We start from the raw sequence: 25990 nt of genomic DNA on the forward strand, positions 1-25990 counted from the left end.
AGTTTGAAACTCTGGAAGGGTTTTGTTCTTTTATAAATCTATTTTTACCACATATCCCTCAAAACTTCGAATATTAAAAACCGTTCCATCTTCAAAAATGAGGTATTGTCCTTTTATACCCATTAATACCCCTTTGAAATTTGGATTTTTATCTAAACTCAAACTATTGATTCTGGTTGGATATTGTAAAACAGGATATTTCATCTCATAAATATCATTTTTATTCAAATAAAAAAACTCTTGTACTTCTGGAGGAAGTAGTTTTTGGACTTTTAATCGTTCCTGAATTAAATCAGTGGTAATAATATCATTGGTAAGCATTTTTCTCCAATTGGTTTTGTCAGAAAAATGGTTTTTTAAGGCTACTTCAGTAATTCCAGCTAAATAGCGATTGGGAACCTCAACAATCGATAAAGCTTTTTCAGCACCTTGATCTATCCAACGCGTTGGAACTTGAGTTTTTCGGGTTACCCCTACTTTTACCTCGCTAGATAGTGCTAAATAAACAATGTGAGGCTGCAACTGCACTTTCGATTCATAGTCCAAATCTCTATCGGCTATGCCTAAATGAGCGGTACTCAATTCGGGTTTCATAATCCAATCGCCAACAGCTGGACTGGAATAAAAACAATCATAACAAAATCCTTGACGGAAAATCTTTTTCTTTTTACCACAGTTCAAACACTGATACCCTTCAAAAGAAATGGTGATTTCTTTGTTCAATATCTGATTCAAATTCAAAAAACTGTTTTCAAAAACCAAATAATATTGAATTGGATCTCCGAATTCGGTTTGCATTTTGGTGAGTACGCCTTCGTAGTTCATTTTATCTTTAAGAATTTTTCATTTAGGAATTAAACCCAAAATGTTTGAATATTGTAATTTTTTGTTATTTTTGAGTACGTTGTAAAGTTATGGATTTGCAATTGAATTTCTCAAATCCTAAATCGTAAATCTAAAATCCTAACTAAAATGCCATTACCAATAATCAACTCTATTGCTTCATGGGTATTAAAACAGCGCATTCATCAAATTGAGCTGTTTTTAAAATATCCAAATGAAGTTCAGGAGGAGCTTTTGATGAACTTAATCCGTTCATCAGAAAATACGGCTATTGGTAAAAATTATGACTATTCATCCATTAAATCCTATCAAACTTTTACTGAGCGCGTTCCCATTTCTACTTATGAAAACCTAGAACCGTTGATCGAGCAGACAAGAAAAGGAGAACAAAATATTCTTTGGAATACACCCATAAAATGGTTTGCAAAATCAAGCGGAACTACTAACGCCAAAAGTAAATTTATCCCTGTAAGCAATGAAGCCTTAGAGGATTGTCATTACAAAGGCAGTAAAGATTTATTGTGTTTGTACCTAAACAACAATGAAAATTCAGAGTTATTCCTTGGTAAAAGTTTACGCCTTGGAGGCAGCTCTCAAATTTATGAAAATAACAATTCCTTTTTTGGAGATTTATCTGCAATATTAATTGAAAATATGCCTGTTTGGGCAGAGTTTAGTAGCACGCCTAGCAACAAAACTTCTTTAATGAGTGAATGGGAAAGTAAAATTACAGCCATCATCAACGAAACAAAAGACGAAAATGTAACCAGTTTTGCAGGAGTTCCGTCTTGGATGTTGGTATTATTGAATAAAATTTTAGAAGAAACAAACGAAGAAAATTTATTTGATATTTGGCCTAATCTCGAAGTCTATTTTCACGGCGGAGTAAGTTTTGATCCTTATCGTGAACAATACAAAAAAATATTGCCCAGAAATAATTTCAAATATTATGAAATATACAATGCTTCTGAAGGATTTTTCGCTATTCAAGATTTGAACAATTCTAACGATTTGTTACTCATGCTTGATTACGGTATTTTCTATGAATTTATCCCTATGGATGTATTTGGAACTGTAAATCAAACCGCCATCCGACTGGCCGATGTAAGCTTAGATAAAAATTATGCAGTCGTTATAACCACCAACGGAGGTTTGTGGAGATACCTTGTGGGTGATACAATACGTTTTACCTCATTAAACCCCTACAGAATTAGAATTACAGGAAGAACCAAGCACTTCATTAATGTTTTTGGAGAAGAATTGATGGTTGAAAATACCGACAGAGCTATCGCAAAAACCTGTCAAATGACGCAATCTGAAATTGTAGATTATACTGTGGCTCCTATTTTTATGAAAGATAAAGAAAAGGGAGCGCACGAATGGATGATTGAATTTAAAAGAGCTCCGAAAAATCCTCTTGAATTTCAGAAAATTTTAGACGAAAATCTACAAGCTCTAAACTCAGATTATGAGGCAAAACGATACAATAATATGACCTTAAATCCTTTAGTTCTTAATATCGCCAGAACTAACCTTTTTTATGATTGGCTAAAAGAACAAAACAAATTAGGAGGTCAAAATAAAATTCCGAGACTTTCAAACCAAAGGGATTATTTAGAACAATTACTAAATTTACAAGTTCGTGTAAACAGTTGAGATGAAATTAATTATGTTGACAATCGTGTTCATTTTGACAACTTCATGCGCTAGCAAAGTGTGTGGTGGAAGTGGCGGAAAACGTTGTGTTGATATTTCGCAAAAAAACAGTCCGAAAATTATTTCTTAAAATTTGTAACATTTTTTGATTTTGAATATCTGATAAGCAATCATCAATCAAAATCAATCAAAAATGAAATCATTACTTTTTGCAGCTATGCTGCTTTTGTGCAATACTATAGTTTCTGCACAAGAAACTGTTAAACCTGAAATTGCTCGCGACTCTGTAAAACCAAAAGAAAATTCATTAAAAGAAGTCCAGGTTTTCGGCAACAAAAAACAGTACATCAAAGTTGACTCAGATAAGACAACAGTAAATGTCAAACAAAATCCTATGCTTAATAGCGGAAGTAGTCTTGATGCCGTAAAAAAATTACCTGGAGTTATTACATCGCCTACAGGTAGCATCACGTTGAATGCTAAAAACGTGGTCATATACATTGATGGTGCCCCAAGTTCTTTAAGTGGGACTGATTTGCAAAACTATTTGTCAAGTTTGCCAGCAAATGCCATTGAAAAAGTGGAATTAATTTACAATCCTGGGGCTTCATTTGATGCAAATGCTAGTGGATCTGTCATTAATATTATTACAAGTACGAAAAGAATGAAAGGTGTGAATGCAAGTTTTAACATCAATTATAACTTTAACAAATACCAAAAACCAAGTCCTCAAATTTTATTGAATGGAAAAGAGAAAAACTTAAGTTGGCAAACCATGATTGGTTATAATTATATTGATGGGGAGAACAATACAAAAAGTGAGCAAACTTTTACCTCATTTAGTCCAGAAGAAAATCTGGTTCAAAAAACGTTTACACAAACTACTAATCGTAATTTTTACTTCAGAACTGGAACAAATTATAAATTGAGTAAAAAATCAAATTTGTTATTTAATTACAATTTAAATGTTGCCAATGACCGCTTCGTTAACCAATCAAGTACTAACGGAACTGGAATTGATTATACAAATAATAGTACCGCAAAGAACAAAAACAACAATCATGAAATTAGTTTGCAGTATAAAACAAAGTTAGACACTATTGGACGAACACTCGACATTGTTGCTTTTAGTAATTTCTTTGATAAAAATCCTATTACAAAATCTAATGGATTAAGCAACGACATACCATCATTTTACAACGGAGTAGTTGATTTTAATTTAAACAATCATTACCTCAAATATGATTTTGCTTTCCCTTTTGAAAAAATAAATTTTTCATTCAATACAGGAGGAAAGTTCAATATGTTACGAATCAATAATACTGGGATTTATAATCTAAACACGTCCGCAAATTCAATTACCGACTTTGATTACAAAGAAAATAATCTAGCTTTCTACGCAGAGGCTAGAAAAAAAATTAAGAAATTCAACTTTACTGCTGGAATACGTTTTGAAGATTTTAAAGTAGATCGTATAGCTTTGGAGAACAGCAACAAAACGAATATTAATTTCAAAAACACTAATTTTTTCCCAAACTTGAGTGCACTCTATGAAATTAATCAAAGTATGAATGTTTCAGCGTCCTACTCAAAGAAAATTCAACAAGCCGATTATAATACTTTAGACCCTAATAATTTTGCCAATTTTGACCAATACAATACGTCGGGAGGTAATCCATTTTTAGACCCTACTTTCTTTGATAATTTTGAATTGAAACTTACCGCGTTTCAATTCGTTCAACTTGGCGGAAATTATTCTATTGCTAGCAATGCAAATCGATTTATTTTTAATGCAGAACCCAATGAGCTAGTTAGCAAACAAACCTTTCAGCAGTTTGACAAAATTAACACCTTAAGTTTCTTTGCCTCATTTCCAATTCCGTTAGATTATTTCTTTAAAGGAAAGGAAGAATTTCAAAAGCGAATGAACAACATGGATAAAATGAATTACATTTTCTTTAATTTAAATTATATTGACTTCGATACAAAAGGATACGATTTTGAATTTAAGAATAAGCCCGTGTTAAATTATTCTGCTCAAGCCCAGTTTATTTTACCTTGGGAAGTAAAAAACACCATGTCTTATTTTTTAACTCCAAAAGGCACCTATGAGATTTACCAAATTGTTAAACCTATTCATCAATTTGATATCTCTTTCAATAAAGACTTTATGAATAAGAATCTAATGATAGGATTGCATTGCTTCGATGTTTTCAACACCAATGAAATCAATGCTTTAGTTTCTTCAACAAATTTAAAAACTCGATTCTATCAAAAACCTGATACACGAACTTTTAGAATATCATTGACATACAATTTCGGGAATCTTAAACTAGAAAAAGAAAACACAGACATCAACACCGAAAAAGTAAAAAGCGGTGGAGGAATGCTAAAATAAAGTTTTGAATTGGTTAGTGTTTTTAAAAGTCTTGAATCTAGTATTCAAGACTTTTTTAGCTTAAAAAAATGCCTCAGATATTTTGATGTTGTATTAGTATTTGTAATTTTGCGCCCTCTCGGGATGTAGCGCAGCCAGGTAGCGTACTAGCATGGGGTGCTAGGGGTCGCTGGTTCGAATCCAGTCATCCCGACAAAATACAATACCTCTTTAAAACAAAATCCCATTTGTTATCACAAATGGGATTTTTTATAGTATAACTGGAAAACTTTATTCTTCTTGCATCATATCAATGTGTCTGTCGTGGTAACCCAAAAGGTACAAAATACCATCCAATCCTAGACTTGAGATTGATGTTGATGCATTTTCTTTTACTTTGGGCTTTGCATGAAAAGCAATTCCTAAGCCTGCCAAGTTGAGCATAGGTAAATCATTAGCTCCATCACCAACAGCAATGGTTTGATTGATATGAATACCCTCTCTTTCTGCGATAGCTTTAAGATATTCCGCTTTCTTTTTACCATCAACAATTTCTCCTAAATAATTTCCCGTCAGCTTGCCATTTTTAATTTCCAATTGATTGGCGTATACGTAATCAATCCCTAATTCTTTTTGAAGATACTCTCCAAAATAAGTAAAGCCACCAGATAAAATTGCAGTCTTATAACCGTAATATTTCAACGCCTTCATTAATCGATGTGCTCCTTTTGTAATAGGCAAATTTTCGGCAACACTTTGCAATACCTCTTCACTCAAGCCTTCGAGCAATGCCATTCTTTTTTTGAAGCTTTCACTAAAATCGATTTCTCCATTCATCGCTGACTCTGTAATGGCTCTAACCTGCTCTCCCACACCTGCTAACTCCGCCAACTCATCGATTACTTCGGTTTGAATCAAGGTAGAATCCATATCAAAACATACTAAACGTCTGTTTCTTCTGTACATATTATCCTCTTGAAAAGCAATATCGACATCTAAATCTCCTGAAATTTGCATAAAACTTGCGTTTATGGCAGTTTTATCAATTATGTTACCCGTAACAGATAACTGAATACAAGAACGAGGATATTCTTCTTTTTCTACCACAGAAACCCTGCCCGTTAATCTGATTATAGAATCAATATTCAAATTTTGGTCAGACATAATTTTCGTAACCGCTGCCAGTTGAACTGCTGTTAGGGTTTCTCCTAAAATATTTATGATATAACGTTGTTTGCGTTGACCTTTAACCCATATTTCATAATCAGGTATAGTGATTGGGATAAAATTAACTTTGATTCCTAATTCATATGCTTTGAATAATAAATCTTTCAAAACAGCGGCTGAACTTGAACCTGTTTTTATTTCAAATAAAATCCCCAGAGATAATGTATCGTGTATATCCGCCTGACCAATATCCAGAATTACAGCATCATAAGCTGCCAAAATAGATGTTAAACCAGCTGTTACTCCAGGCTTATCCTGACCAGAAACTTTTAATAAAATAATCTCTTTATCTTCTACAATCATTTTAATTTACATTGAATTAGTAGGGCAAAAATCGTCAATCTATCGTTTATAAAAAAAGAATATCTAGTGTTTTTTGAGAAATAGAAAATAGGTATGAAAACGTAAATATTTTCGGCAACTTAAACCATTCCTACACAAAATACCCGAAAAAAAACCTGCTCAAAAAATGAACAGGTTAAATTGTTTTTAAAAAAATATTTTAAGAAGCAATTTCCAATCGCTTCAATAAATTTTTGGTTAAGGTATCTTCAGCGTAACTTTTATCTATTCGCAATGATTTTTCATCAGAACTTGGCAAATCATACATTGCATCTGTTAGTATTGCTTCGCACAATGAACGCAATCCACGTGCTCCTAATTTGTATTCTAAAGCTTTATCAACAATAAAATCTAATGCTTCTTCTGTGATGTTAAAATCAACATCATCCATGGAAAATAATTTTTGATACTGCTTGATTAACGCATTTTTAGGTTCTGTTAATATTGCTCTCAACGTTTCTCTGTCTAAAGGATCCATATGAGTCAATACTGGCAAACGCCCAATAATTTCTGGTATTAATCCAAAATCTTTAATGTCTTTTGGAATAACGTATTGCAATAAATTGTCTTTATCAATCGTATCAGAATTTTTTGAAGTACTGTATCCTACAGCCTGACGATTCAATCGTTTTGAAATGATTCGTTCTATTCCATCAAAAGCACCACCGGCAATGAATAGAATATCTTTGGTATTAACTTCAACAAATTTTTGATCTGGATGTTTTCTACCTCCTTTTGGCGGAACATTTACAACTGTTCCCTCTAATAATTTCAATAATGCTTGTTGAACTCCTTCACCAGATACATCACGAGTTATCGATGGGTTGTCACTTTTACGTGCTATTTTATCTATCTCGTCAATAAAAACAATTCCTCTTTCAGCTTTGTGAACATCATAATCAGCAGCTTGCAGTAAACGGGTCAATATACTTTCAACGTCCTCGCCAACATAACCCGCCTCTGTTAAAACAGTTGCATCTACAATAGCCAAGGGAACATCTAACATTCTTGCAATGGTTTTTGCTACTAATGTTTTTCCTGTTCCAGTTTGCCCAACCATAATAATGTTGCTTTTCTCAATATCTACATCGTCATTCAATTGCTGTTGCATCAATCTTTTATAATGATTGTAAACAGCTACTGCCATTACCTTTTTGGTTTGTTCTTGACCTATGACGTATTCGTCTAGAAACGCTCTGATTTCTTTTGGTTTTCTCAAAATTAAATCAGCTACTAGTTTTGTTTTTCCGTGAGTTTTTAACTCTTCCAAAACAATTCCATGTGCTTGTTCAATACATTTATCACAGATATGTGCATTGATTCCAGCAATTAAAAGATTGGTTTCTGGTTTTTTTCTACCACAAAACGAACAATCTAATACTTCTTTTGCCATTATTTTTTAGTTTGTAGTATTACTATATAATGCACAAACTGTACACTACATATTGAATACTAATTTAGCTTCTTCTTAAAACTTCGTCAATCATACCGTATTCTTTTGCTTCATCAGCAATCATCCAGTAGTCTCGCTCACTATCTTTATGGACTTTATCAAATGTTTGTCCTGAATGTTGAGAGATGATTTGATATAATTCATCCTTTAACTTCAACATTTCACGAAGATTAATTTCCATATCGGTAGCAACTCCCTGTGCTCCACCAGATGGCTGGTGAATCATTACTCTTGAATGTGGTAAAGCAGAACGTTTTCCTGCAGCACCTGCACACAATAAAACAGCTCCCATAGAAGCGGCCATTCCAGTACAAATTGTAGCTACATCAGGTTTTATGTATTGCATGGTATCATAAATTCCTAAGCCTGCATATACACTTCCTCCTGGAGAATTTAAATAAATTTGTATGTCTTTTGATGCATCAGCACTTTCTAAAAACAATAATTGTGCTTGAACAATGTTTGCTATTTGATCATCAATTCCTGTTCCTAAAAAAATAATTCTATCCATCATCAATCGGGAAAAAACATCCAACTGAGAAATGTTCAATTGACGCTCTTCAATAATATAAGGAGTCATCCCTTTGGGTGTCATTGCATTTACAATTTTATCGTAATACAAATTATTAACACCATGGTGTTTTGTAGCAAATTTTTTAAATTCCTTACCGTAGTTCATAGTTTTTTATTCTTTTCTTAATAGCTTTGATAATGCACATTCAGCGCCAAAATACAATTTTGACGCTCAAATATAATCATTTTTTTTAAATTTATTCGCCGTATGAGGCTGCAATAAATTCTTGATAAGAAACTTCTTTCACTTTAGCATTTGCTTTTTCTTTAAAAAGCTGTAGCATTTTCTCTCCAACTACTTGACCAGAAAGCCTTTTTACTTCTTCTTGATTGGCTAAAACTCTAGCAACAATTCCTTCTACTTCCTCATCTGTTGGATTGGTTTGTCCAAACTGAGCCATTTGTGCTCTAATTGCTTTTGCAGTAAAAGCTTTTAAATCCTCAAATGTGATTTGAATATTGTTTTGCGATAATGCTTTTCCTTCTATAAGTTGAAAACGCAATCCCTTTTCAGATCGTGCATATTCCGCTGCAGCTTCAGCAGGCGATAGTTTTTTCTCACCAACAGTCTGCAACCATTTTATTAAGAATTCTGCTGGTAAATCGAACTTTGTATTTTCTATTAGGAAATCAGTTACATCAGCCATTAATTTTTGGTCGGCTTGTTGTGCAAATTGACTCTCAGCATCTTCCTTAATCTTTGCTTTCAATTCTTCAAGAGAAGCTACTTTACCTTCTCCAAAAAGTCTATCAAATAATTCCTGATTTAATTCGGCCAATTCTGTTCCGTTGATAGATTCAATGGTAAAATCGACATCGATATCTAATCCGTGAACAACATCATGTCCTACTTTTAAAAGATCCATCAATTGGTGGTCGTCTTCAAACAACCCTTTGGTGTTGATGGTAACAACATCACCCACTTTTTTTCCTATGAATTTATTGGCTACTTTTTTATCATTAAAAATAGACAATGAAATCGTTGATTTGGTATTGATTCCATGTTCATCATTAACAAAAGTTCCTGTAATATCATGATTTTCTTCAACAACAGTTTGAGGAATTGGTTTTCCAAATTGTTTTTGAATTCGAACTACTTGATCATCGATTAATTTATCATCAGCTGAAATTACATATTTAATGATATCGTTTTGAGCCTCTAAATTCAATTCAAATTCTGGAGCCAAACCAATTTCGTATTCAAATACTAAATCATCAGCATCCCATGAGAAATTTTCATTAACTTTTGGCAGTGGTGTCCCCAAAAGATTTAATCTTTCTGATTGAATGTATCGTGTTAATGCTAACTCAACTACTTTATTTACCTCTTCAATTTTTATTCCTTTTCCGTATTGTTTGACAACCAAGTCTTTAGGAACCTGTCCTTTTCTGAATCCTTTGACTGTTGCCAAAGGCATTTTTTCGTTAATTCTCTTCTGAACTTGACCTTTATAATCCATTGGAGAAACTGTCATTACAATTACTTCATTTACTGCGTCAATCGCTACTCTTTTGATATCCATTCCTTCTTTAATTTACATAATAAAATTGGGTTGCAAAATTATACTATTTTTACAACCCAACCAAGTTTTTAATATATTGCTGTTTAATTATTTATCGGCTCCAGTTATAGACAAGACAATCGACTGCAAAACAGACAAAATAATACTGAAAAATAAAGCCGTCCAGAAAGAATCGACTTCAAAACCGCCTACTATTTTTGTGCATAACAGAATTAGTATGGCATTGATTACCAGTAAAAACAATCCTAGCGACACAATAGTAACTGGTAAAGTTAATATAACCAAAATTGGTTTAATAAAAATATTGAGCATCCCTAAAACCACAGCAACAATTAGAGCAGTAGAGAAATTAGCCACGCGAACCCCAGACATAAAGTAGGCAATGACAACAACTAGAATAGAAGTGATGAGAATTCGGAAAAGTAACTTCATATTGTTTTCTTTAAATTTAAATAAATGTAATACAATTTTAATTTGCTTTCAAAAAAGCACTTGTTTTTTCATAAAACTCTTTTGGGTTTTCGGCATGAAGCCAATGACCCACATTGGTAATGGTTTCTATTTGAGCTTGAGGGAAATGATTTTTAATTCCCTGAAAATCCTCGTCTTTGATATAATTAGAATTTCCTCCCCTAATAAACAATGTTGGTTTTTGAAACAGTGCAGCAGACGGCAATTCCACTCCAATTTCTTCAATTTTTTTATTGAAAACCTCCAAATTAAATCGAAATGCCAATTGCCCGGGCTCTTTCCAATACAAACTTTTCATCAAAAACTGACGAGTGCCAAAATCAGAAATGTGCATTTTTAAAATCTCATCTACTTGTGTTCGGTCTGGTTTTGTAGAAAAATCGACAGCATTTAATCCTGCTAAAATATCTTGGTGGTGCGGACTATAATATTTTGGTCCTATATCTGCGATTATCAATTTTTCTACTTTTTCAGGATAGGTCGTTGCAAATAACATCGCAACTTTTCCTCCCATGGAATGACCTATAATGGATAGATTTTCAAGATTGTTTTCGATACAATAATTCAAAACATCCGCAGACATAACCTGATAGTTAAATTCATCCGAATGAAAACTTCTTCCATGATTCCTTAAATCGAGCATGTGAACCTGAAAACCTTCGGTAGCATACTGTGTTCCTAAGGTTTTCCAATTATCGGACATTCCTAAAAATCCATGAAGAATGAGAAGTGGTTTACCAGAACCTTCTATTTTAGAATGAAGCATAAAATTATTTTAATTTATTCAAATACATGTTAATCACATTATCCAATCCTAGATAAATAGCTTCAGATATCAAGGCGTGCCCAATGGAAACCTCCAAAAGATTGGGAATATTTTGATGGAAATACTCTATATTTTCTAAACTTAAATCGTGCCCTGCATTGATACCTAATTCTAATTCGTTTGCCAAATTTGCGGCAGCAACATACGGTAAAATTCCTTCTTTATTCCCTAAATTGTATTGATGAGCAAACGCCTCTGTGTACAACTCTATTCTATCGGTGCCTGTAGCTTTAGCACCTTCAATCATTTCTAGAACTGGATCAACAAAGATTGATGTTCTAATGTTATTGCGTTGAAATTCCTGAATCATTTCCTTCAAAAAAAAATGGTGTTGTACTGTATTCCAACCCGCATTAGATGTGATGGCATCTACAGCATCTGGAACCAAGGTTACCTGTGTGGGTTGAATTTCTAAAACTAAATCGATAAAATTCCCTTCTGGATTTCCTTCTATGTTATATTCTGTGTAAACAATTGATTTCAAATCTCGAGCATCTTGATATCGAATATGGCGTTCGTCTGGTCTAGGATGGATGGTAATACCTTGTGCCCCATATTCCTGAATGTTTTTTGCAACTTGTAATAAATCCGGGACATTTCCGCCTCTAGCGTTTCTTAAAGTTGCTATTTTATTAATGTTTACACTTAACTTTGTCATTGATACTAACTTTTAAATCTATTTGCACAAAAATACAAAGTTAAACTAGCTGTAATTGCATAAATTTAATTAATTTGCATCATCTATTTAGTTGTTTATCTATGACAGAAATTAAAGACTACATCACAAACGATTACAAGGGAATCAATAGCGATGAAACCATAGCTGATGTTCACGACTTTTTTCACGAATTGCCTTTTTCTCATTTTCCAGTTTTGGAAGAAAATGTATATATAGGTAGCATTACACTTGACGATATCGAAACTTTTGATAAGGACAAAAAAGTTAATGACTATAGGTATACTCTCGAAGGTTTTTTTGCTAGGAATTCGATGATTTGGTTGGATGTTTTAGAAGTTTTTGCAAAAAATCACACCAATATTGTTCCTGTTTTAGACGAAAGCAATAGTTATCTTGGCTATTATGAGCTTGAAGATATCATTAAATTTTTCCATGAAACCCCATTTTTGAAAGAACCAGGAGGAATTATTGTTGTAGAAAAACCTGTTTTAGACTATTCTATGAGTCAAATTGCACAAATTGTGGAGAGTAATAATGGGAAACTTTTAGGGCTTTTTATATCTGAATCTGATGTAGAAAAAGTTCAAATTACTATCAAAATTAGTCTGGGCGCTATGAACGATATCATCCAAACTTTCAGAAGATATAATTATGACATTATATCAGAACATCATGAAGATATTTATATTAACAACTTAAAGGAACGTTCTGATTATTTAGATAAATATCTTAACATTTAGATTTTATTTAAACCTTAGACTCACGAATCAACAACAGCATGAAAGTAGCCATCTACGGACAATATTATCAAAATAGCACGGAGCCAATTATAAAAGATATTTTTATTTTTTTTAATAGGAATAATGTAGATATGGTTGTTGAAGCCTCTTTTCTTGACTTATTACGTGAGAAAAAAATTATAGAGGAAGACTATGAAACCTTTAGCAAACACTCTGAATTGAACGGTAGCTTTGATATGTTTATCAGTATTGGAGGAGACGGAACCATATTGAGAGCGGCTACATTAGTTAGAAAATCAAATATTCCCATTTTAGGAATAAATGCCGGGCGGTTAGGATTCCTAGCATCTATACAAAAAGAAAATATTGAGGCTTTTTTGAAAATGGTGATTGAAAAAAAATACACTATTTCTCCAAGAACTCTATTGTCTCTGAGTTGCATCCCATCAAATTCGGATATTCAAGATATTAATTTTGCCATGAACGAAATCACAGTAAGTAGAAAAGATACTACTTCTATGATTACCATTGAAACCTATTTGAACGATGAGTACTTGAATTCGTATTGGGCAGACGGTTTAATAATTTCTACACCTACTGGTTCCACAGGTTATTCTATGAGTTGTGGTGGTCCTATTTTAACCCCAAATGTTAAAAGTTTGGTTATTACTCCTATAGCACCACATAATTTGAATGCTAGACCTTTAGTTATTCCTGATGAAACTGAAATTCGACTTAAAGTATCTGGAAGAGAAGAAAATTATTTAGTTTCATTGGATTCGAGAATAGCATCAATACAAAAAGAATCGATTTTAATCATCAAAAAAACTTCTTTTAAAATTAATATGGTTGAAATTCCTGACGAAACCTTTCTAAAAACACTTAGAAACAAATTGCTTTGGGGAGAAGATAAAAGAAATTAATCAGATTTTCTCATCCTAACTATACTACAAACCTGCTATTTGGCGTTTCCTTACTTTATTACTGTATGAAAACTTCATTTTATTCATTCATTTAACCGAATTTGAATAGAATTACTCATTTGATAACCATATCGTAGTCATAATTATTATATTTGCACGCTATTTTCAAGATAATGAATAGACTTTTTATTTTTATTTTTCTAATTTCAGGATTAGTGGCACAGTCTCAAATCCATGAAGTTGGGGTATTTTTAGGTGGAAGTAATTATGTGGGAGACATTGGCAAAATGACCTATATTGCACCAAACGAAGGTGCTTTTGGGATTTTGTACCGATGGAATAAGAGTCCAAGACATTCTTGGAGAGTTTCCTACACCCAATCTAAGATTACTGCTAATGACAAAGAGGCAAGTGCTCCATCGAGAAAACAAAGAGATTATAATTTTGAAAACAGCATTAAGGAAATATCATTAGGACTTGAATTTGATTTTTTTGACTTTAATTTACACGATTCAAAAACCAAATTTACTCCATACGTATATTCTGGATTGAGTTATGTTCGCTACGACGGATTATACTTTGTTAATGATTATTCTAAAATTGATAAAAAGTATGGAACTATAGCTATTCCTATGACGATTGGAATAAAAACTAAATTCATAAACCATATTATATTGGGGTTTGAAGCTGGGGCAAGATACAGTTTTAAAGATGATTTTGACGGAAGCAACCCAACAAACAAAAAGTTCGAGAGCTTGAAATTTGGAAATATAAATAGTAACGATTGGTATGTTTTTACTGGATTTACAGTAACCTATACTTTTGGCAATAAACCATGCTATTGCGCAGATTAAAATGAGTTTAATAGAAAAAATAAATAAAGACAATTTACCCAAACACTTAGCCATTATTATGGATGGCAATGGAAGATGGGCAAAACAAAAAGGGTTGTTAAGGGCTTTTGGACATGAGAATGGCACCAAATCAGTTCGATTAACTGTAGAAACCTGCGCTAAATTAGGCATCAAAAATCTCACATTATATGCCTTTTCTACTGAAAATTGGAATAGACCCAAACTTGAAGTTGAAACTTTAATGAAATTATTAATCAGTTCATTAAAAAACGAACTTCAAACCCTTCAAGACAATGACATTAGATTGAACAGCATTGGCAATCTTGAAATGCTACCAAAATCAGCTCAAAAAGAGCTTCTTGATGTTATAAAGAAAACTGAAAAAAATTCACGAATGGTTCTGACATTAGCCTTGAGTTATGGATCAAGAGAGGAAATAATAAGTGCTATAAAGAAGATTAGTGATAAAGTTAAAAATAATATAATTTCACCCGACAGTATAGATGAATCAATTATAAATCAGCATCTTTACACGCACAATTTACCCGATGTAGATTTATTAATCAGGACTAGCGGTGAACATCGAATCAGTAATTTTTTGTTATGGCAAATAGCCTATGCAGAATTATACTTCACAGATGTTTTATGGCCTGATTTTAAAGAAGATGACTTATACGAAGCTATAATCAGTTATCAGAAAAGAGAACGAAGATTTGGAAAAACAAGTGAACAAATTAAATAATTTTTTAGTGTTAAACAAAAGCATAAAACTAGTCATACTTCTATTATTTTTTGGAAATTTATTTCATCTTAAAGCACAAGAAAGAGTGCCTTTTGACCAAGGTAAAAAATACATTCTAGCCGATGTAAAAGTTTTAGGTAAAATAACTTACAACGAACAAACTATAGTCACATTTGCAGGATTACAAAAAGGTCAAGACATTACTGTTCCTGGCGAAGAAATAAGTAATGCTATAAAAAAACTTGGGAAATTAGGTCTTTTTAGCGACATCGATTTTTATACCAACAAAATTGAAGGAGACAGTATCTTTTTAGAATTAAACATTAATGAGTTACCAAAATTAAGTGAAGTAAAATTTGTTGGAATAAAGAAGAACAAAACCGAACCACTTATAAAAGACAATGGCTTGACCAAAGGCAAAATAGTAAACGAAAATTTAATTACTACCACTAAAAATTATATTGAAAATAAATACAAAAAAGACGGTTTCTATAATGCTAAAGTTAACATAAACACCATTCCAGATACAATTGGTGGTAATAATGTGAAAATGCTTCTCAACATTGACAAAGGAGACAAAGTCAAAATAAAAGAAATTGTATTCTCGGGGAACGAAAAATTTTCTAGTTCAGCGCTCCGTGGCGCAATGAAAAATACCAAACAAATCAATCGTTTCAGAATTCTAAAAGGGTCAAAGTTTATTGAAGCAAAATACCAAGAGGACTTAGTCAAAATTATTGATAAGTATAAAGAAAACGGCTACAGAGATGCCAGAATAGTTTCTGATAATGTCACCTATAACAAAGAACAAAATAATTTATCTGTAAAAATTAATTTAGAAGAAGGACATAAATATTACTTTGGAAACATTAAATTTCTAGGAAATACTGTATACCCAGATCAAGGACTAAACAGAATGATTGGTATTAAAAAAGGAGATGTTTACAACGGTGTTTTATTAGAGAAAAGAATTGCTGATAAATCTAAACCTGATGGAGATGACATCACAAATTTGTACCAAAACAATGGTTATTTGTTCTCCAACATCAATGCCGTTGAAGTTAAAACAGCCAATGACACTATAGATTTTGAAATTAGAATAGTAGAAGGTCCTTTAGCCTATTTTAACAAAATAACCGTAGTTGGTAACGATAAGACCAATGATAAAGTTATCTACCGAGAATTAAGAACCAAGCCAGGACAAAAATACAGCAAAGAAGAATTAGTTAGAACCATTAGAGAAATAGGTCAATTGGGCTTTTTTGATCCAGAGGCCATCGATCCAAAATTTAAAAATGTAGATGCTGGCGCAGGAACAGTTGATATTGAATACAATCTTGTAGAAAAAGGGTCAAGCCAAATCGAATTACAAGGAGGTTATGGAGGAGGAGGCTTTATAGGAACTTTGGGGCTCTCATTCAATAATTTCTCTGTTGGAAATCTATTTAATAAAGAAGCATATAAACCTTTGCCTATGGGTGATGGTCAAAAAGTTTCGTTACGACTTCAAGGTAGTACCTATTTCCAAACCTACAGCTTATCATTTTCAGAGCCATGGTTTGGTGGCAAAAAGCCTGTGCAGTTTAGTACTTCATTAGCCTATAGCAAGCAATTTGCTGGGAGCCAATTTGGAGGCGGTGTAGACAAAAGTAAAAGCTTTAACATCATTTCACTTTCGGCAGGACTGGCAAAACGATTAACAGTTCCTGATGACTTCTTTGTCCTATCACAATCTATCGCGTTTCAATTTTATGATTTAAATAATTACAACACAGGATTGTTTAGAACTTTTAGTGATGGTTCAGCGAGAAACTTATCATATACTATCGGATTGTCCAGAAACAACAAAGGTGTTAACCCTATTTTCCCAACCTATGGTTCGGAATTTGGATTAATAGGAAAGTTCACTTTCCCTTATTCATTGGTTAATGGTATTGATTATGCCGATTTAAAAAACCAAGAAGCCTATAAATTAAAAAACAACACTAGTAACGAAATTACTGGCAATAATGGTGAGATAATACAACCAGGCGATTACATAAATTCTGCTGGAAATACTGTTGGAAAAAATTATACAGCTGCTGCCGAAGATCAAGGGAAAATTGATCAGAAAAGATTCAATTGGTTGGAATATTACAAAATTAAATTCAAAGCAGATTGGTTTACTAAAATTTATGGTAAGTTAGTGCTGCGTTCGTTAGGAGAATTTGGTTATTTAGGGTCGTATAACAAAGCTAGAGGTATTGTTCCTTTTGAACGATTTTATGTAGGAGGAGATGGATTGGCCAACTTTGCTCAAGATGGTCGTGAAGTAATTCAATTGAGAGGGTATCCAAATAATTCATTATCTTCTAGTGATGGAGGTACTATTTACAACAAATTTTCGTTAGAGATGAGATATCCAATAACATTAAAAGCAGCAGCATCGATTTATGTGTTAAGTTTTCTTGAAGCCGGATCGTCTTGGGATACTTTTAGACAATACAATCCGTTCTCATTAAAAAGATCAGCAGGAGCTGGTTTACGAATTTTTATGCCTGCGTTTGGTTTATTGGGAATCGATTTCGGATATGGTTTTGACACCTTAACAGGTGAAACTAAAGCACATGGAATGGAAACTCATTTTATTATTGGTCAACAATTCTAAAAATAACTATATTTGGCATGATATTTTCTAATAAAACCTTAGTTATGAGAAAACATATTTTAGCATTATTTTTAATTCTGGCATGTTCCATCACAATGTATTCGCAAACTAGAGGTGTGAAAATTGGGTATATCGATATGGAATACATTTTACAAAATGTTCCTGACTACATGGAAGCTAAAAGCCAATTAGAAGCTAAAGCTCAAAAATGGAAACAAGAAATTGAAGCTAAGAAAAATGAAATAACAAAACTAAAAGAGGCCTTAAAAACGGAAAGAGTTTTATTAACCAAAGAATTGATTGAAGAAAGAGAGGAAGAAATCACATTTCAGGAAACCGAATTATTAGATTACCAACAAAAAAGATTTGGCCCTAACGGAGATTTGAGTATTCAAAAATCAGTTTTAGCTCAACCCATACAAGACCAAGTTTTCACAGCAACTCAAGATATTGCAGAAGCTAAAAAATTTGATTTTATTTTTGACAAATCTTCAGACTTAACCATGCTATTTGCTGCTAAACGTTTTGATATAAGTGACCAAGTAATTCGAGTAATTACCAGAGCTACAAAAAGAAACCAACTGAGCAAAAAACAGTTGAAAGAAGAAGAAGCAAAACAGGCAAAAGAAGACATGGAAGATGAAAATCCTGCCAATGCTGAAAGACAAAAAATATTAGGCGATAAAAAAGCCGAGAGAGAAAAATTAATCGCGGAGAGAAAAGCAGCAATAGAAGAAAAGAAAAAAGCCGCCGAGGAAAAAAGAAATCAATTATTAGCAGAAAAAGAAGCTCAAAAAAATGGCACTCCAATTCCTGTTACATCTGAAGAAAATCCTTCACCCAATCAAGATGTAACTCCAAGTGCTGAAACTGAAAAGACTGTAGAAAACAATCCTGTAGATGCAAAAAAAGCCGCTGCTGATGAAAGAGCAAGAATACTAGCAGAAAGAAAAAAAGCATTAGAAGAAAAAAAGAAAAAAATAATTGAAGAACGCGAAGCTGCAAAAAAAGCTAAAGAAGAAAAATCAAAAACAAATTAATTAATAAATATTCGAAAAAGATGAAACAAGTTAAAACTTTATTGATAGCAGTTACTATGTTTATCGCTGGTAACCAAGTTATAAATGCTCAATCAAAAACAGCTCATGTAGAAGTTGGTGAAATAATGGCTAAAATGCCGGCGATGCTAGAAGCTCAAAAGCAACTAGAAAAGTTAAGTGGCACCTATGACACAGAATACAAAAGTATGGTTGAAGAATACCAAAATAAACTAAAAAAATACGAACAAGAAGCTACAACAGTTACCGATGCTGTCAATGAAACTCGCTCTAAAGAAGTACAAGACATGCAAAAAAGAATTGTAGACTATAGAGATAATGCTCAAAAAGAATTGCAACAAAAAGAATCTGAAATCGTTAAGCCTATAATGGAAAAAGTAAAAGCTTCTATTGCAAAAGTAGGTAAAGCAAAAGGATATCAATATGTATTGAATTCTGAAGGGCTTTTATTAGCTGACGGTCCAAACTTGACTGCTGATGTGAAAAAAGATTTAGGTTTTTAATAAATCATTCCCTTATACAAAAAGTGCTCACTCGAAATTCGAGATTGAGCATTTTTTTTTTACATTTGATTCATGATAAACAATCAGCCTATCGGCCTTTTTGATTCGGGAATTGGAGGCACATCTATTTGGTCTGCCATCCACGATTTGATGCCTAATGAGGATACTATTTATTTAGCCGATAGCCTAAATGCTCCCTACGGCAAAAAGTCAAAAGATGAAATCATTGCATTGAGTAAAAAAAACACAGAATTTCTTTTGGATAGGAATGCCAAGATAATTGTTGTAGCCTGTAATACCGCAACCACAAATGCCATCAAAGAATTAAGAGCCTCCTATCAAGTCCCATTCATAGGTATTGAGCCAGCTATAAAACCTGCGGCCTTAAATTCGAAGACTCAGACTATCGGTATATTGGCGACCAAAGGAACACTTAGTAGTGAACTTTTCAATAAAACCATCGAACTATATCAGGATACAAAAATAGTTGAACAAGTAGGCCATGGTTTAGTTGAATTAATCGAAAATGGCGAGATTAATTCTCCTGAAATGACAAATCTACTCCGCTCCTATTTACAACCTATGATAGACGCAAACATTGATTATTTAGTACTGGGTTGTAGCCATTATCCATATCTAATTCCTCAAATAAAAAAGATTATACCTCAACACGTACAAATAATAGATTCTGGAGAAGCAGTAGCTCGACAAACCTATAAAGTATTATCTGAAAAAGTGGGAACACATGATATGGGAAAAGGAAAAGCTATTTTTTATACAAACACAAATCCAAAAGTACTTTCTGATATTTTAAAAAATAAATACCAAATAATACAAAAAGAGTTTTAAGTATTTCAATTATTATTCCTTAAACCAACTGGAATACATTACATAATTATTCGAAATTCTTTCAATCTCTCCAGCAAAATCAGACTCATTAATATTTTTAATTTTTTTAGCTGGAACACCAGCCCAAATACTACCTGATTCTACAATGGTGTTTTGAGGTACAACCGCGCCAGCAGCTATAATCGAATTGCTCTCAACCACACAATTGTCCATAACAATTGCCCCCATTCCTATTAAAACATTATCCTTAATAGTACAACCATGCACAATTGCATTATGCCCAATAGAAACATTATTTCCAATTACAGTAGCATGCTTCTGATAGGTACAATGGATAATGGCTCCATCCTGAATATTTACCTTATTCCCAATGCTTATTGAATTAACATCGCCTCTAATAACAGCATTAAACCAAACACTACATGAAGCTCCAAAAACAACATCACCAACTATAGTGGCATTTTCTGCTACATAACAATCCTCTGGAATTGATGGACTTATGCCATTTACTGACTTTATTAACATAACTGTAAAAAAATAGTCCCGAATAAATCGGGACATAAATAATTTTTAATTAATTGCTGGACAATTACAGTGGTATTTATCTGGTTTACAGAATAAATTAATTCCTAAAGTAATTTGGTGAAAACCTCCATTATCAAATTTGACATCTCCGACTAAGTGAGAATATGTGTAAGCAAACATAAAGTTTTGATAATTAACCCCAACTATTGGGGTAATGTATTGTAATTTTTGAGTTTTAATGCTTCCATTTTGATTATATTCAGCACCATCTAAACTTCTTCTATACGATAATCCTCCCCATAGTTTTCCTGTTTCCAACTCTTTGTAAGCTTTCAAATTTAAATCAAATGTGCTTTCTTTTGTTTGACTTATCGATTGAAACATAACAGATGGCTCCCAAAGAAGGCTATCTTCCTCTCCAAAAGTATAACCTATATTCAATATTAACTTTCTAAGATTATCGCTCTCAATATCACTATATATTTCTCTTCTTGTTTCGATAGCATTTTTAACAGTCGCATGAGCATAAAAATCCAAATAATTGTAGGACATTCCGATATCTACATTAAAATAAGAATCTTTCTGAATTATATCTCCTCTGACAATTGGATCAAAATCACCTGGTCTTAAAAATGCAGTTTCATCTAATGTACTTTGAGTTAAACCCACATTAACTCCAAAAGACAGTTGGTTCAAATCCACATCATCCCTAGAAAACATGATATGGTGGGCATAAGTCAATTTAAAGCCTGTTTGAGAATGGTATCCATTTCTGTCATTGTAGATAATAGCTCCTGCACCAGACTGTTCGCCTATTCTTCCGTTGAAACTTGCCGTTTGCAAAGCCGGCGCATCTTCTTGACCAAACCATTGTTGACGACCTGTTAATCGCAGTTTAGTACAATTTGCAGCTCCAGCCATAGAAGGATGCAACAAATAATAATTATCTGATAAATAATCAGAATACACTGCTATACCTTCTTGAGAGAACGAAAATTGTGTTGTAAATAACACAACTAATAATCCTAATTTCTTAAAATTCATTATTTTTTATCTTTAATTAAATACCATTACATACGATTTTATTGATACTTAGGAGTAAATAATAAAACCATTTTATTAGTTGTGCCCAAATATATAAATTTTTGATCATTTTTTAATTCAAAATAAAATTTTATTCGTTTAAAATCGTATGCTTTTAATACTAAACAAAATTTTATAGAGTAAAATACAAAAAATAATCAAACGTTAATTTATTGTTTAATTGTCCAAATATAATTAATCACTCAAAATAACTTCGTTAAATTTGTAAAAAATAAAAAAGTCATGATTAAGTTAACCATAAAAGAGACGCAGAATCCAACCGTATTAAAATTTGAATTTCCTGATTTTATAACTCAAAATCAAAGTTTTGAATTTAAAAATATTGATGAAGCTAAAAATTCACCCTTAGCACAACAACTCTTTTATTTGCCTTTTGTTAAAACGGTATATATCTCCGGAAATTTTATCGCTATTGAAAGATTTAGTATAGTAGAATGGGGTGATGTTCAAGATGCAGTTGCCGAACAAATCGAAAATTTCGTTAATAATGGAGGAATTATAGTGACCTCAGACGAAAATAAAACTAAAAAGCAACCTGCAACTGTTTATGGCGAAACCACCCCAAATCCATCAGTATTGAAATTTGTAGTGAGTAGAATGTTAACAAAAACTGCTGTTGAATTCAAAAATATTGATGAAACTTCAGCTTCTCCTCTTGCAAAAGAACTATTCAAATTTCCTTATGTAAAAGAAGTTTTTATTGATGAAAATTATGTTTCCATTACTAAATATGCTGTAAATGAATGGCAAGAAATTACTTTAGAATTACGCACTTTTATAAAAGAATTTATTGAAAATGGAGGGACTGTTATCGATGAAAGCCTTATAGAATCTAGCCCTAAAATAGAAAAACAAAAAATAGAAAATTTCGACAGCCTTGATGTTACTTCACAACAAATCATCAACATTCTCGAGGAATATGTAAAACCAGCTGTAGCTGCCGATGGTGGAAATATTCTTTTTGATTCTTATAATGAAGACGAAAAAAGGGTAAAAGTAGTGCTTCAAGGAGCTTGTAATGGCTGTCCATCGTCGACATTTACCCTAAAAAGCGGCATTGAAAACATGCTCAAAGATATGCTCAACGACAAGGATATTATTGTCGAAGCCCTTAACGGATAAAAAATCAAAGCGTTTCTACTCGGAACGCTTTTTTACTACACTAAAAATGAATCAACTGTCCCAAGAAAGCAGTCCTTATTTATTACAACATGCCAACAATCCTGTACATTGGAAGGCTTGGAGTGCAAATACTTTAGCAGAAGCTAAAAAAAACAACCAACTCATCATTATTAGCATAGGCTACTCAGCCTGTCACTGGTGTCACGTCATGGAACATGAAAGCTTCGAAAATGCTGAAGTAGCGCAAACCATGAACACTTATTTTACCAACATAAAAGTAGATCGTGAAGAACATCCTAACGTTGATGCGGTTTACATGAAGGCCGTACAAATAATGACTGGACGTGGCGGATGGCCTTTGAACGTTGTTACTCTTCCTGACGGAAGACCTGTTTGGGGCGGAACCTATTTCAGAAAAGAAGAATGGATTAATACATTAGAGCAATTACATGAATTGTATGTAAACAATCCTGAAAGAATGATAGAGTGTGCTGAAAAATTGCATGAAGGCATTCAATCTATTAGCCTAATCCAAAGTCAAAAATCTGAAACCGAATTAAATCAAGACCTCATAAAACCTTTGATTGAGAAATGGAAAAAAAGTTTTGATTGGGAATACGGTGGAATGGCTCGCGCTCCAAAATTTATGATGCCAAACAATTATCAATTTTTATTGCGATATGGCTTTCAAAATAAGGATGCCGAATTATTAAATTTTGTTCATCTAACATTAACAAAAATGGCTTATGGCGGAATTTTTGACACTATAGACGGAGGTTTTTCTCGCTATTCTGTTGATTTAAAATGGCATGTCCCTCACTTTGAAAAAATGCTTTATGATAATGGGCAATTGATTTCACTTTATGCGAATGCATTCAAGCTTACAAAAAACCCTCTATACAAAGAAGTGATAGAAAAAACACTTCATTTTGTTACAAAAGAATTAACTAATGTTGAAGGAGGATTCTATTGTGCATTAGATGCAGATAGTGTAAATGAAAATAATCACCTAGAAGAAGGGGCTTTTTATGTTTGGAATAAAACAGACTTGCAACAGCTATTGGAAGATGATTTCAAGCTTTTCTCAACAGTATTTAATATCAATGATTTTGGGTTGTGGGAAGCTGAAAATTACGTTTTAATACAAACACAATCACTGAAAGAAATTGCAGCACAAAATCAAATAAGCTCAAAAGAGCTTGAATTAAAAAAGAAATCTTGGGAGCAATTATTATACAATGAAAGAGAGAAAAGAGCAAAGCCACGATTGGATGACAAATGCCTAACTTCTTGGAATGCTATTATGCTCAAAGGTTTTGTCGATGCTTACAAGGCATTAAAGAATGAGGATTATCTTAAAACAGCCATCAAGAATGCTAATTTTATTATTAAAAATCTTTGGACCGCAGAAGGTAATTTACTTCATAATTTTAAAAATGGCAAGAGTACCATCAACGGTTATCTTGAAGATTACTGCTTTGTAATTGAGAGTTTTATAGCGCTATATGAGGTTACTTTAGATGAAAAATGGTTGCATAACGCCAAACAACTCACCGATTATTGTTTTGAACATTTTTACGATAAAGAAGAACAATTCTTTTCTTTTACTTCAAAAAAAGATGATGCGTTAATCTCCAAGCACTTTGAAACCGAAGACAATGTGATACCCGCCTCTAATTCGGTTATGGCAACAAATTTATTTCAATTGAGTATATACTATGATAATTCATATTATGAAAAAATCGCTCGTCAAATGATTGAAATAATTATTCCAAATATCGATTATCCTTCTGCATTTTCGAATTGGCTACTCCTTTTTTTAAATTATTCCGAACAAAACAAAGAAATAGCCATTTGTAGTGAAAAAGCCCTAGACTATTGCTTACAATTACACGAGCACTATCTTCCGAATGTTATCGTTGCTGGAACTGAAAAAAAATCTACGCTTCCTTTTTTAAATGACCGTTTTTTTGAAGGAAAAGATTTCTTTTACTTGTGTCAAAACAAAACCTGTTTACTTCCTAAAGAAACTTTTGAGGACATTTATGGCGAATTAATTTAAAATTTTACTTTTGCAGCCATTATTACAAATTATCTTTTTATACTTTTTTAATTACAAAATGAAACTACTTATCAACATCAATTTAATCGACCAATATACATCAACATTTGTAAATGCACTGATTGACTATGCCCCTAGACTCGTCGCTGCAATAGTGCTTTTATTCCTAGGAATTTGGGCAATACGAATTATAAATTCATTATCAAGAAAAATAATGGTGAAACGAGAAATTGAACCAACACTTATAGAATTTTTATCGGATATTATCTATTGGGGACTTCGAATAGTATTATTTATTGCTGTTATTTCGAAATTGGGAATAGAATCCTCTTCATTCGTTGCTATTCTTGGCGCAGCAGGTTTGGCCGTTGGTTTATCGTTGCAAGGTTCGTTGTCTAATTTTGCTGGTGGAATGTTAATCATCTTATTCAAACCCTTTAAACTGGGTGATGTTATTGAAGCTCAAGGCGTTTCGGGAACTGTAATCGACATTCAAATATTTGTAACACAGTTATTAACTGCAAACAACCAAGTGATTTATGTTCCTAACGGTGCCTTATCCAACGGAACTATTATCAACTACTCTCAACAAGAGAACCGAAGAACCGATTTAACTATTGGCATTTCTTATGAAACAAATATTAAAAAAGTAAAAGACATTATTTTTACTGTAATTGCCAACAATCCAAAAATTCTAAAAAACCCTCATCCTACTGTCTCTGTTAAAGAATTGACCGATTCAGGAATTAAAATTGCGATACGAGTTTGGTCAAAAAACGAGGATTTTGGAGATGTTTGTGCTGCTATTTTGGAGGATTCAAAAATTGCTTTTGACACAGAAAAAATTGCCTTCCAACCTTATTTAAAGGAAGATTCAAAATAATTTTAATT

23 protein-coding genes and 1 tRNA gene are annotated in these 25990 nt (G+C 32.7%); 14 read left to right on the top strand and 10 right to left on the bottom strand.

The features are described from left to right. Positions 1-30: 30 nt before the first annotated feature. Positions 31-825: a DUF2797 domain-containing protein gene (locus AC23L6_RS08130; protein ID WP_487561669.1), complete on the bottom strand. Its 795-nt coding sequence runs from the start codon at positions 823-825 to the stop codon at positions 31-33. A 147-nt stretch (positions 826-972) separates the two neighbouring features. On the opposite strand from AC23L6_RS08130, the gene AC23L6_RS08135 reads away from it, so the two are divergent. From AC23L6_RS08135 to AC23L6_RS08145, 3 genes are all read left to right on the top strand, one after another. Further along, positions 973-2499, top strand: coding sequence for a GH3 auxin-responsive promoter family protein (locus tag AC23L6_RS08135; RefSeq protein ID WP_487561670.1), 1527 nt, complete (start codon positions 973-975; stop codon positions 2497-2499). Positions 2500-2692: 193 nt separating this feature from the next. After that, the gene (locus AC23L6_RS08140) at positions 2693-4897 is read left to right on the top strand and encodes a TonB-dependent receptor domain-containing protein (protein WP_487561671.1); all 2205 of its coding nucleotides are present in this window, start codon (positions 2693-2695) and stop codon (positions 4895-4897) included. A gap of 119 nt (positions 4898-5016) precedes the next feature. Next, positions 5017-5090 (top strand) — tRNA-Pro (locus AC23L6_RS08145). A 77-nt stretch (positions 5091-5167) separates the two neighbouring features. Here the strand turns inward: AC23L6_RS08145 and serB are convergent. The 7 genes from serB to AC23L6_RS08180 all read right to left on the bottom strand — a co-directional run bounded on the left by serB (position 5168) and on the right by AC23L6_RS08180 (position 11949). Continuing rightward, positions 5168-6406, bottom strand: coding sequence for a phosphoserine phosphatase SerB (serB, locus tag AC23L6_RS08150; RefSeq protein ID WP_487561672.1), 1239 nt, complete (start codon positions 6404-6406; stop codon positions 5168-5170). A gap of 199 nt (positions 6407-6605) precedes the next feature. Then, entirely contained in the window at positions 6606-7838 is a 1233-nt protein-coding gene (gene clpX / locus AC23L6_RS08155) for an ATP-dependent Clp protease ATP-binding subunit ClpX (protein ID WP_487561673.1), read from the bottom strand. 64 nt (positions 7839-7902) lie between these two features. Then, a complete protein-coding gene (clpP, locus tag AC23L6_RS08160; protein ID WP_487561674.1) occupies positions 7903-8577 on the bottom strand; it encodes an ATP-dependent Clp endopeptidase proteolytic subunit ClpP in 675 nt (224 codons plus the stop codon). Positions 8578-8668: 91 nt separating this feature from the next. Continuing rightward, on the bottom strand, positions 8669-9994 hold the full coding sequence (locus tag AC23L6_RS08165; RefSeq protein WP_487561675.1) for a trigger factor: 1326 nt from the start codon (positions 9992-9994) through the stop codon (positions 8669-8671). An 87-nt stretch (positions 9995-10081) separates the two neighbouring features. Continuing rightward, positions 10082-10426, bottom strand: a complete 345-nt coding sequence (locus AC23L6_RS08170) for a phage holin family protein (RefSeq protein ID WP_487561676.1) — start codon at positions 10424-10426, stop codon at positions 10082-10084. 37 nt (positions 10427-10463) lie between these two features. Further along, complete coding sequence (locus AC23L6_RS08175; RefSeq protein WP_487561677.1) at positions 10464-11231, bottom strand: alpha/beta fold hydrolase; 768 nt, start codon at positions 11229-11231, stop codon at positions 10464-10466. A gap of 4 nt (positions 11232-11235) precedes the next feature. Further along, positions 11236-11949, bottom strand: a complete 714-nt coding sequence (locus tag AC23L6_RS08180; protein WP_487561678.1) for a pyridoxine 5'-phosphate synthase — start codon at positions 11947-11949, stop codon at positions 11236-11238. 101 nt (positions 11950-12050) lie between these two features. Here AC23L6_RS08180 and AC23L6_RS08185 point away from each other — a divergent pair, with 101 nt between their 5' ends. From AC23L6_RS08185 to murI, 8 genes are all read left to right on the top strand, one after another. Continuing rightward, entirely contained in the window at positions 12051-12710 is a 660-nt protein-coding gene (locus tag AC23L6_RS08185; protein ID WP_487561679.1) for a CBS domain-containing protein, read from the top strand. A gap of 38 nt (positions 12711-12748) precedes the next feature. Next, the gene (locus AC23L6_RS08190; protein ID WP_487561680.1) at positions 12749-13633 is read left to right on the top strand and encodes an NAD kinase; all 885 of its coding nucleotides are present in this window, start codon (positions 12749-12751) and stop codon (positions 13631-13633) included. A gap of 173 nt (positions 13634-13806) precedes the next feature. Beyond that, positions 13807-14487, top strand: coding sequence for a type IX secretion system protein PorG (gene porG, locus AC23L6_RS08195; RefSeq protein ID WP_487561681.1), 681 nt, complete (start codon positions 13807-13809; stop codon positions 14485-14487). A 1-nt stretch (position 14488) separates the two neighbouring features. Continuing rightward, positions 14489-15229, top strand: coding sequence for an undecaprenyl pyrophosphate synthase (uppS, locus tag AC23L6_RS08200; RefSeq protein WP_487561682.1), 741 nt, complete (start codon positions 14489-14491; stop codon positions 15227-15229). A 7-nt stretch (positions 15230-15236) separates the two neighbouring features. Beyond that, the gene (gene bamA / locus AC23L6_RS08205; protein WP_487561683.1) at positions 15237-17876 is read left to right on the top strand and encodes an outer membrane protein assembly factor BamA; all 2640 of its coding nucleotides are present in this window, start codon (positions 15237-15239) and stop codon (positions 17874-17876) included. A gap of 44 nt (positions 17877-17920) precedes the next feature. Further along, positions 17921-18916, top strand: a complete 996-nt coding sequence (locus AC23L6_RS08210; protein WP_487561684.1) for an OmpH/Skp family outer membrane protein — start codon at positions 17921-17923, stop codon at positions 18914-18916. 20 nt (positions 18917-18936) lie between these two features. Beyond that, positions 18937-19437, top strand: coding sequence for an OmpH/Skp family outer membrane protein (locus AC23L6_RS08215; protein ID WP_487561685.1), 501 nt, complete (start codon positions 18937-18939; stop codon positions 19435-19437). Positions 19438-19509: 72 nt separating this feature from the next. After that, positions 19510-20286, top strand: a complete 777-nt coding sequence (gene murI / locus AC23L6_RS08220; RefSeq protein WP_487561686.1) for a glutamate racemase — start codon at positions 19510-19512, stop codon at positions 20284-20286. Between the two features lie 12 nt (positions 20287-20298). Here murI and AC23L6_RS08225 read toward each other — a convergent pair whose 3' ends face one another. Beyond that, on the bottom strand, positions 20299-20811 hold the full coding sequence (locus AC23L6_RS08225) for a gamma carbonic anhydrase family protein (RefSeq protein WP_487561687.1): 513 nt from the start codon (positions 20809-20811) through the stop codon (positions 20299-20301). A 45-nt stretch (positions 20812-20856) separates the two neighbouring features. Next, positions 20857-21855, bottom strand: a complete 999-nt coding sequence (locus AC23L6_RS08230) for a PorP/SprF family type IX secretion system membrane protein (protein ID WP_487561688.1) — start codon at positions 21853-21855, stop codon at positions 20857-20859. Between the two features lie 282 nt (positions 21856-22137). Here AC23L6_RS08230 and AC23L6_RS08235 point away from each other — a divergent pair, with 282 nt between their 5' ends. Genes AC23L6_RS08235 through AC23L6_RS08245 form a run of 3 tightly spaced genes read left to right on the top strand, consistent with a single transcriptional unit; the run spans position 22138 to position 25982 of the window. After that, positions 22138-23037 (top strand): NifU family protein, encoded by a 900-nt coding sequence (locus AC23L6_RS08235; protein WP_487561689.1) that lies wholly within the window; start codon positions 22138-22140, stop codon positions 23035-23037. A gap of 46 nt (positions 23038-23083) precedes the next feature. Next, positions 23084-25099, top strand: a complete 2016-nt coding sequence (locus AC23L6_RS08240; protein ID WP_487561690.1) for a thioredoxin domain-containing protein — start codon at positions 23084-23086, stop codon at positions 25097-25099. Between the two features lie 58 nt (positions 25100-25157). Next, on the top strand, positions 25158-25982 hold the full coding sequence (locus AC23L6_RS08245) for a mechanosensitive ion channel family protein (protein WP_487561691.1): 825 nt from the start codon (positions 25158-25160) through the stop codon (positions 25980-25982). Positions 25983-25990 lie beyond the last annotated feature (8 nt).

The organism is Flavobacterium sp. R1_16 (assembly GCF_057652095.1).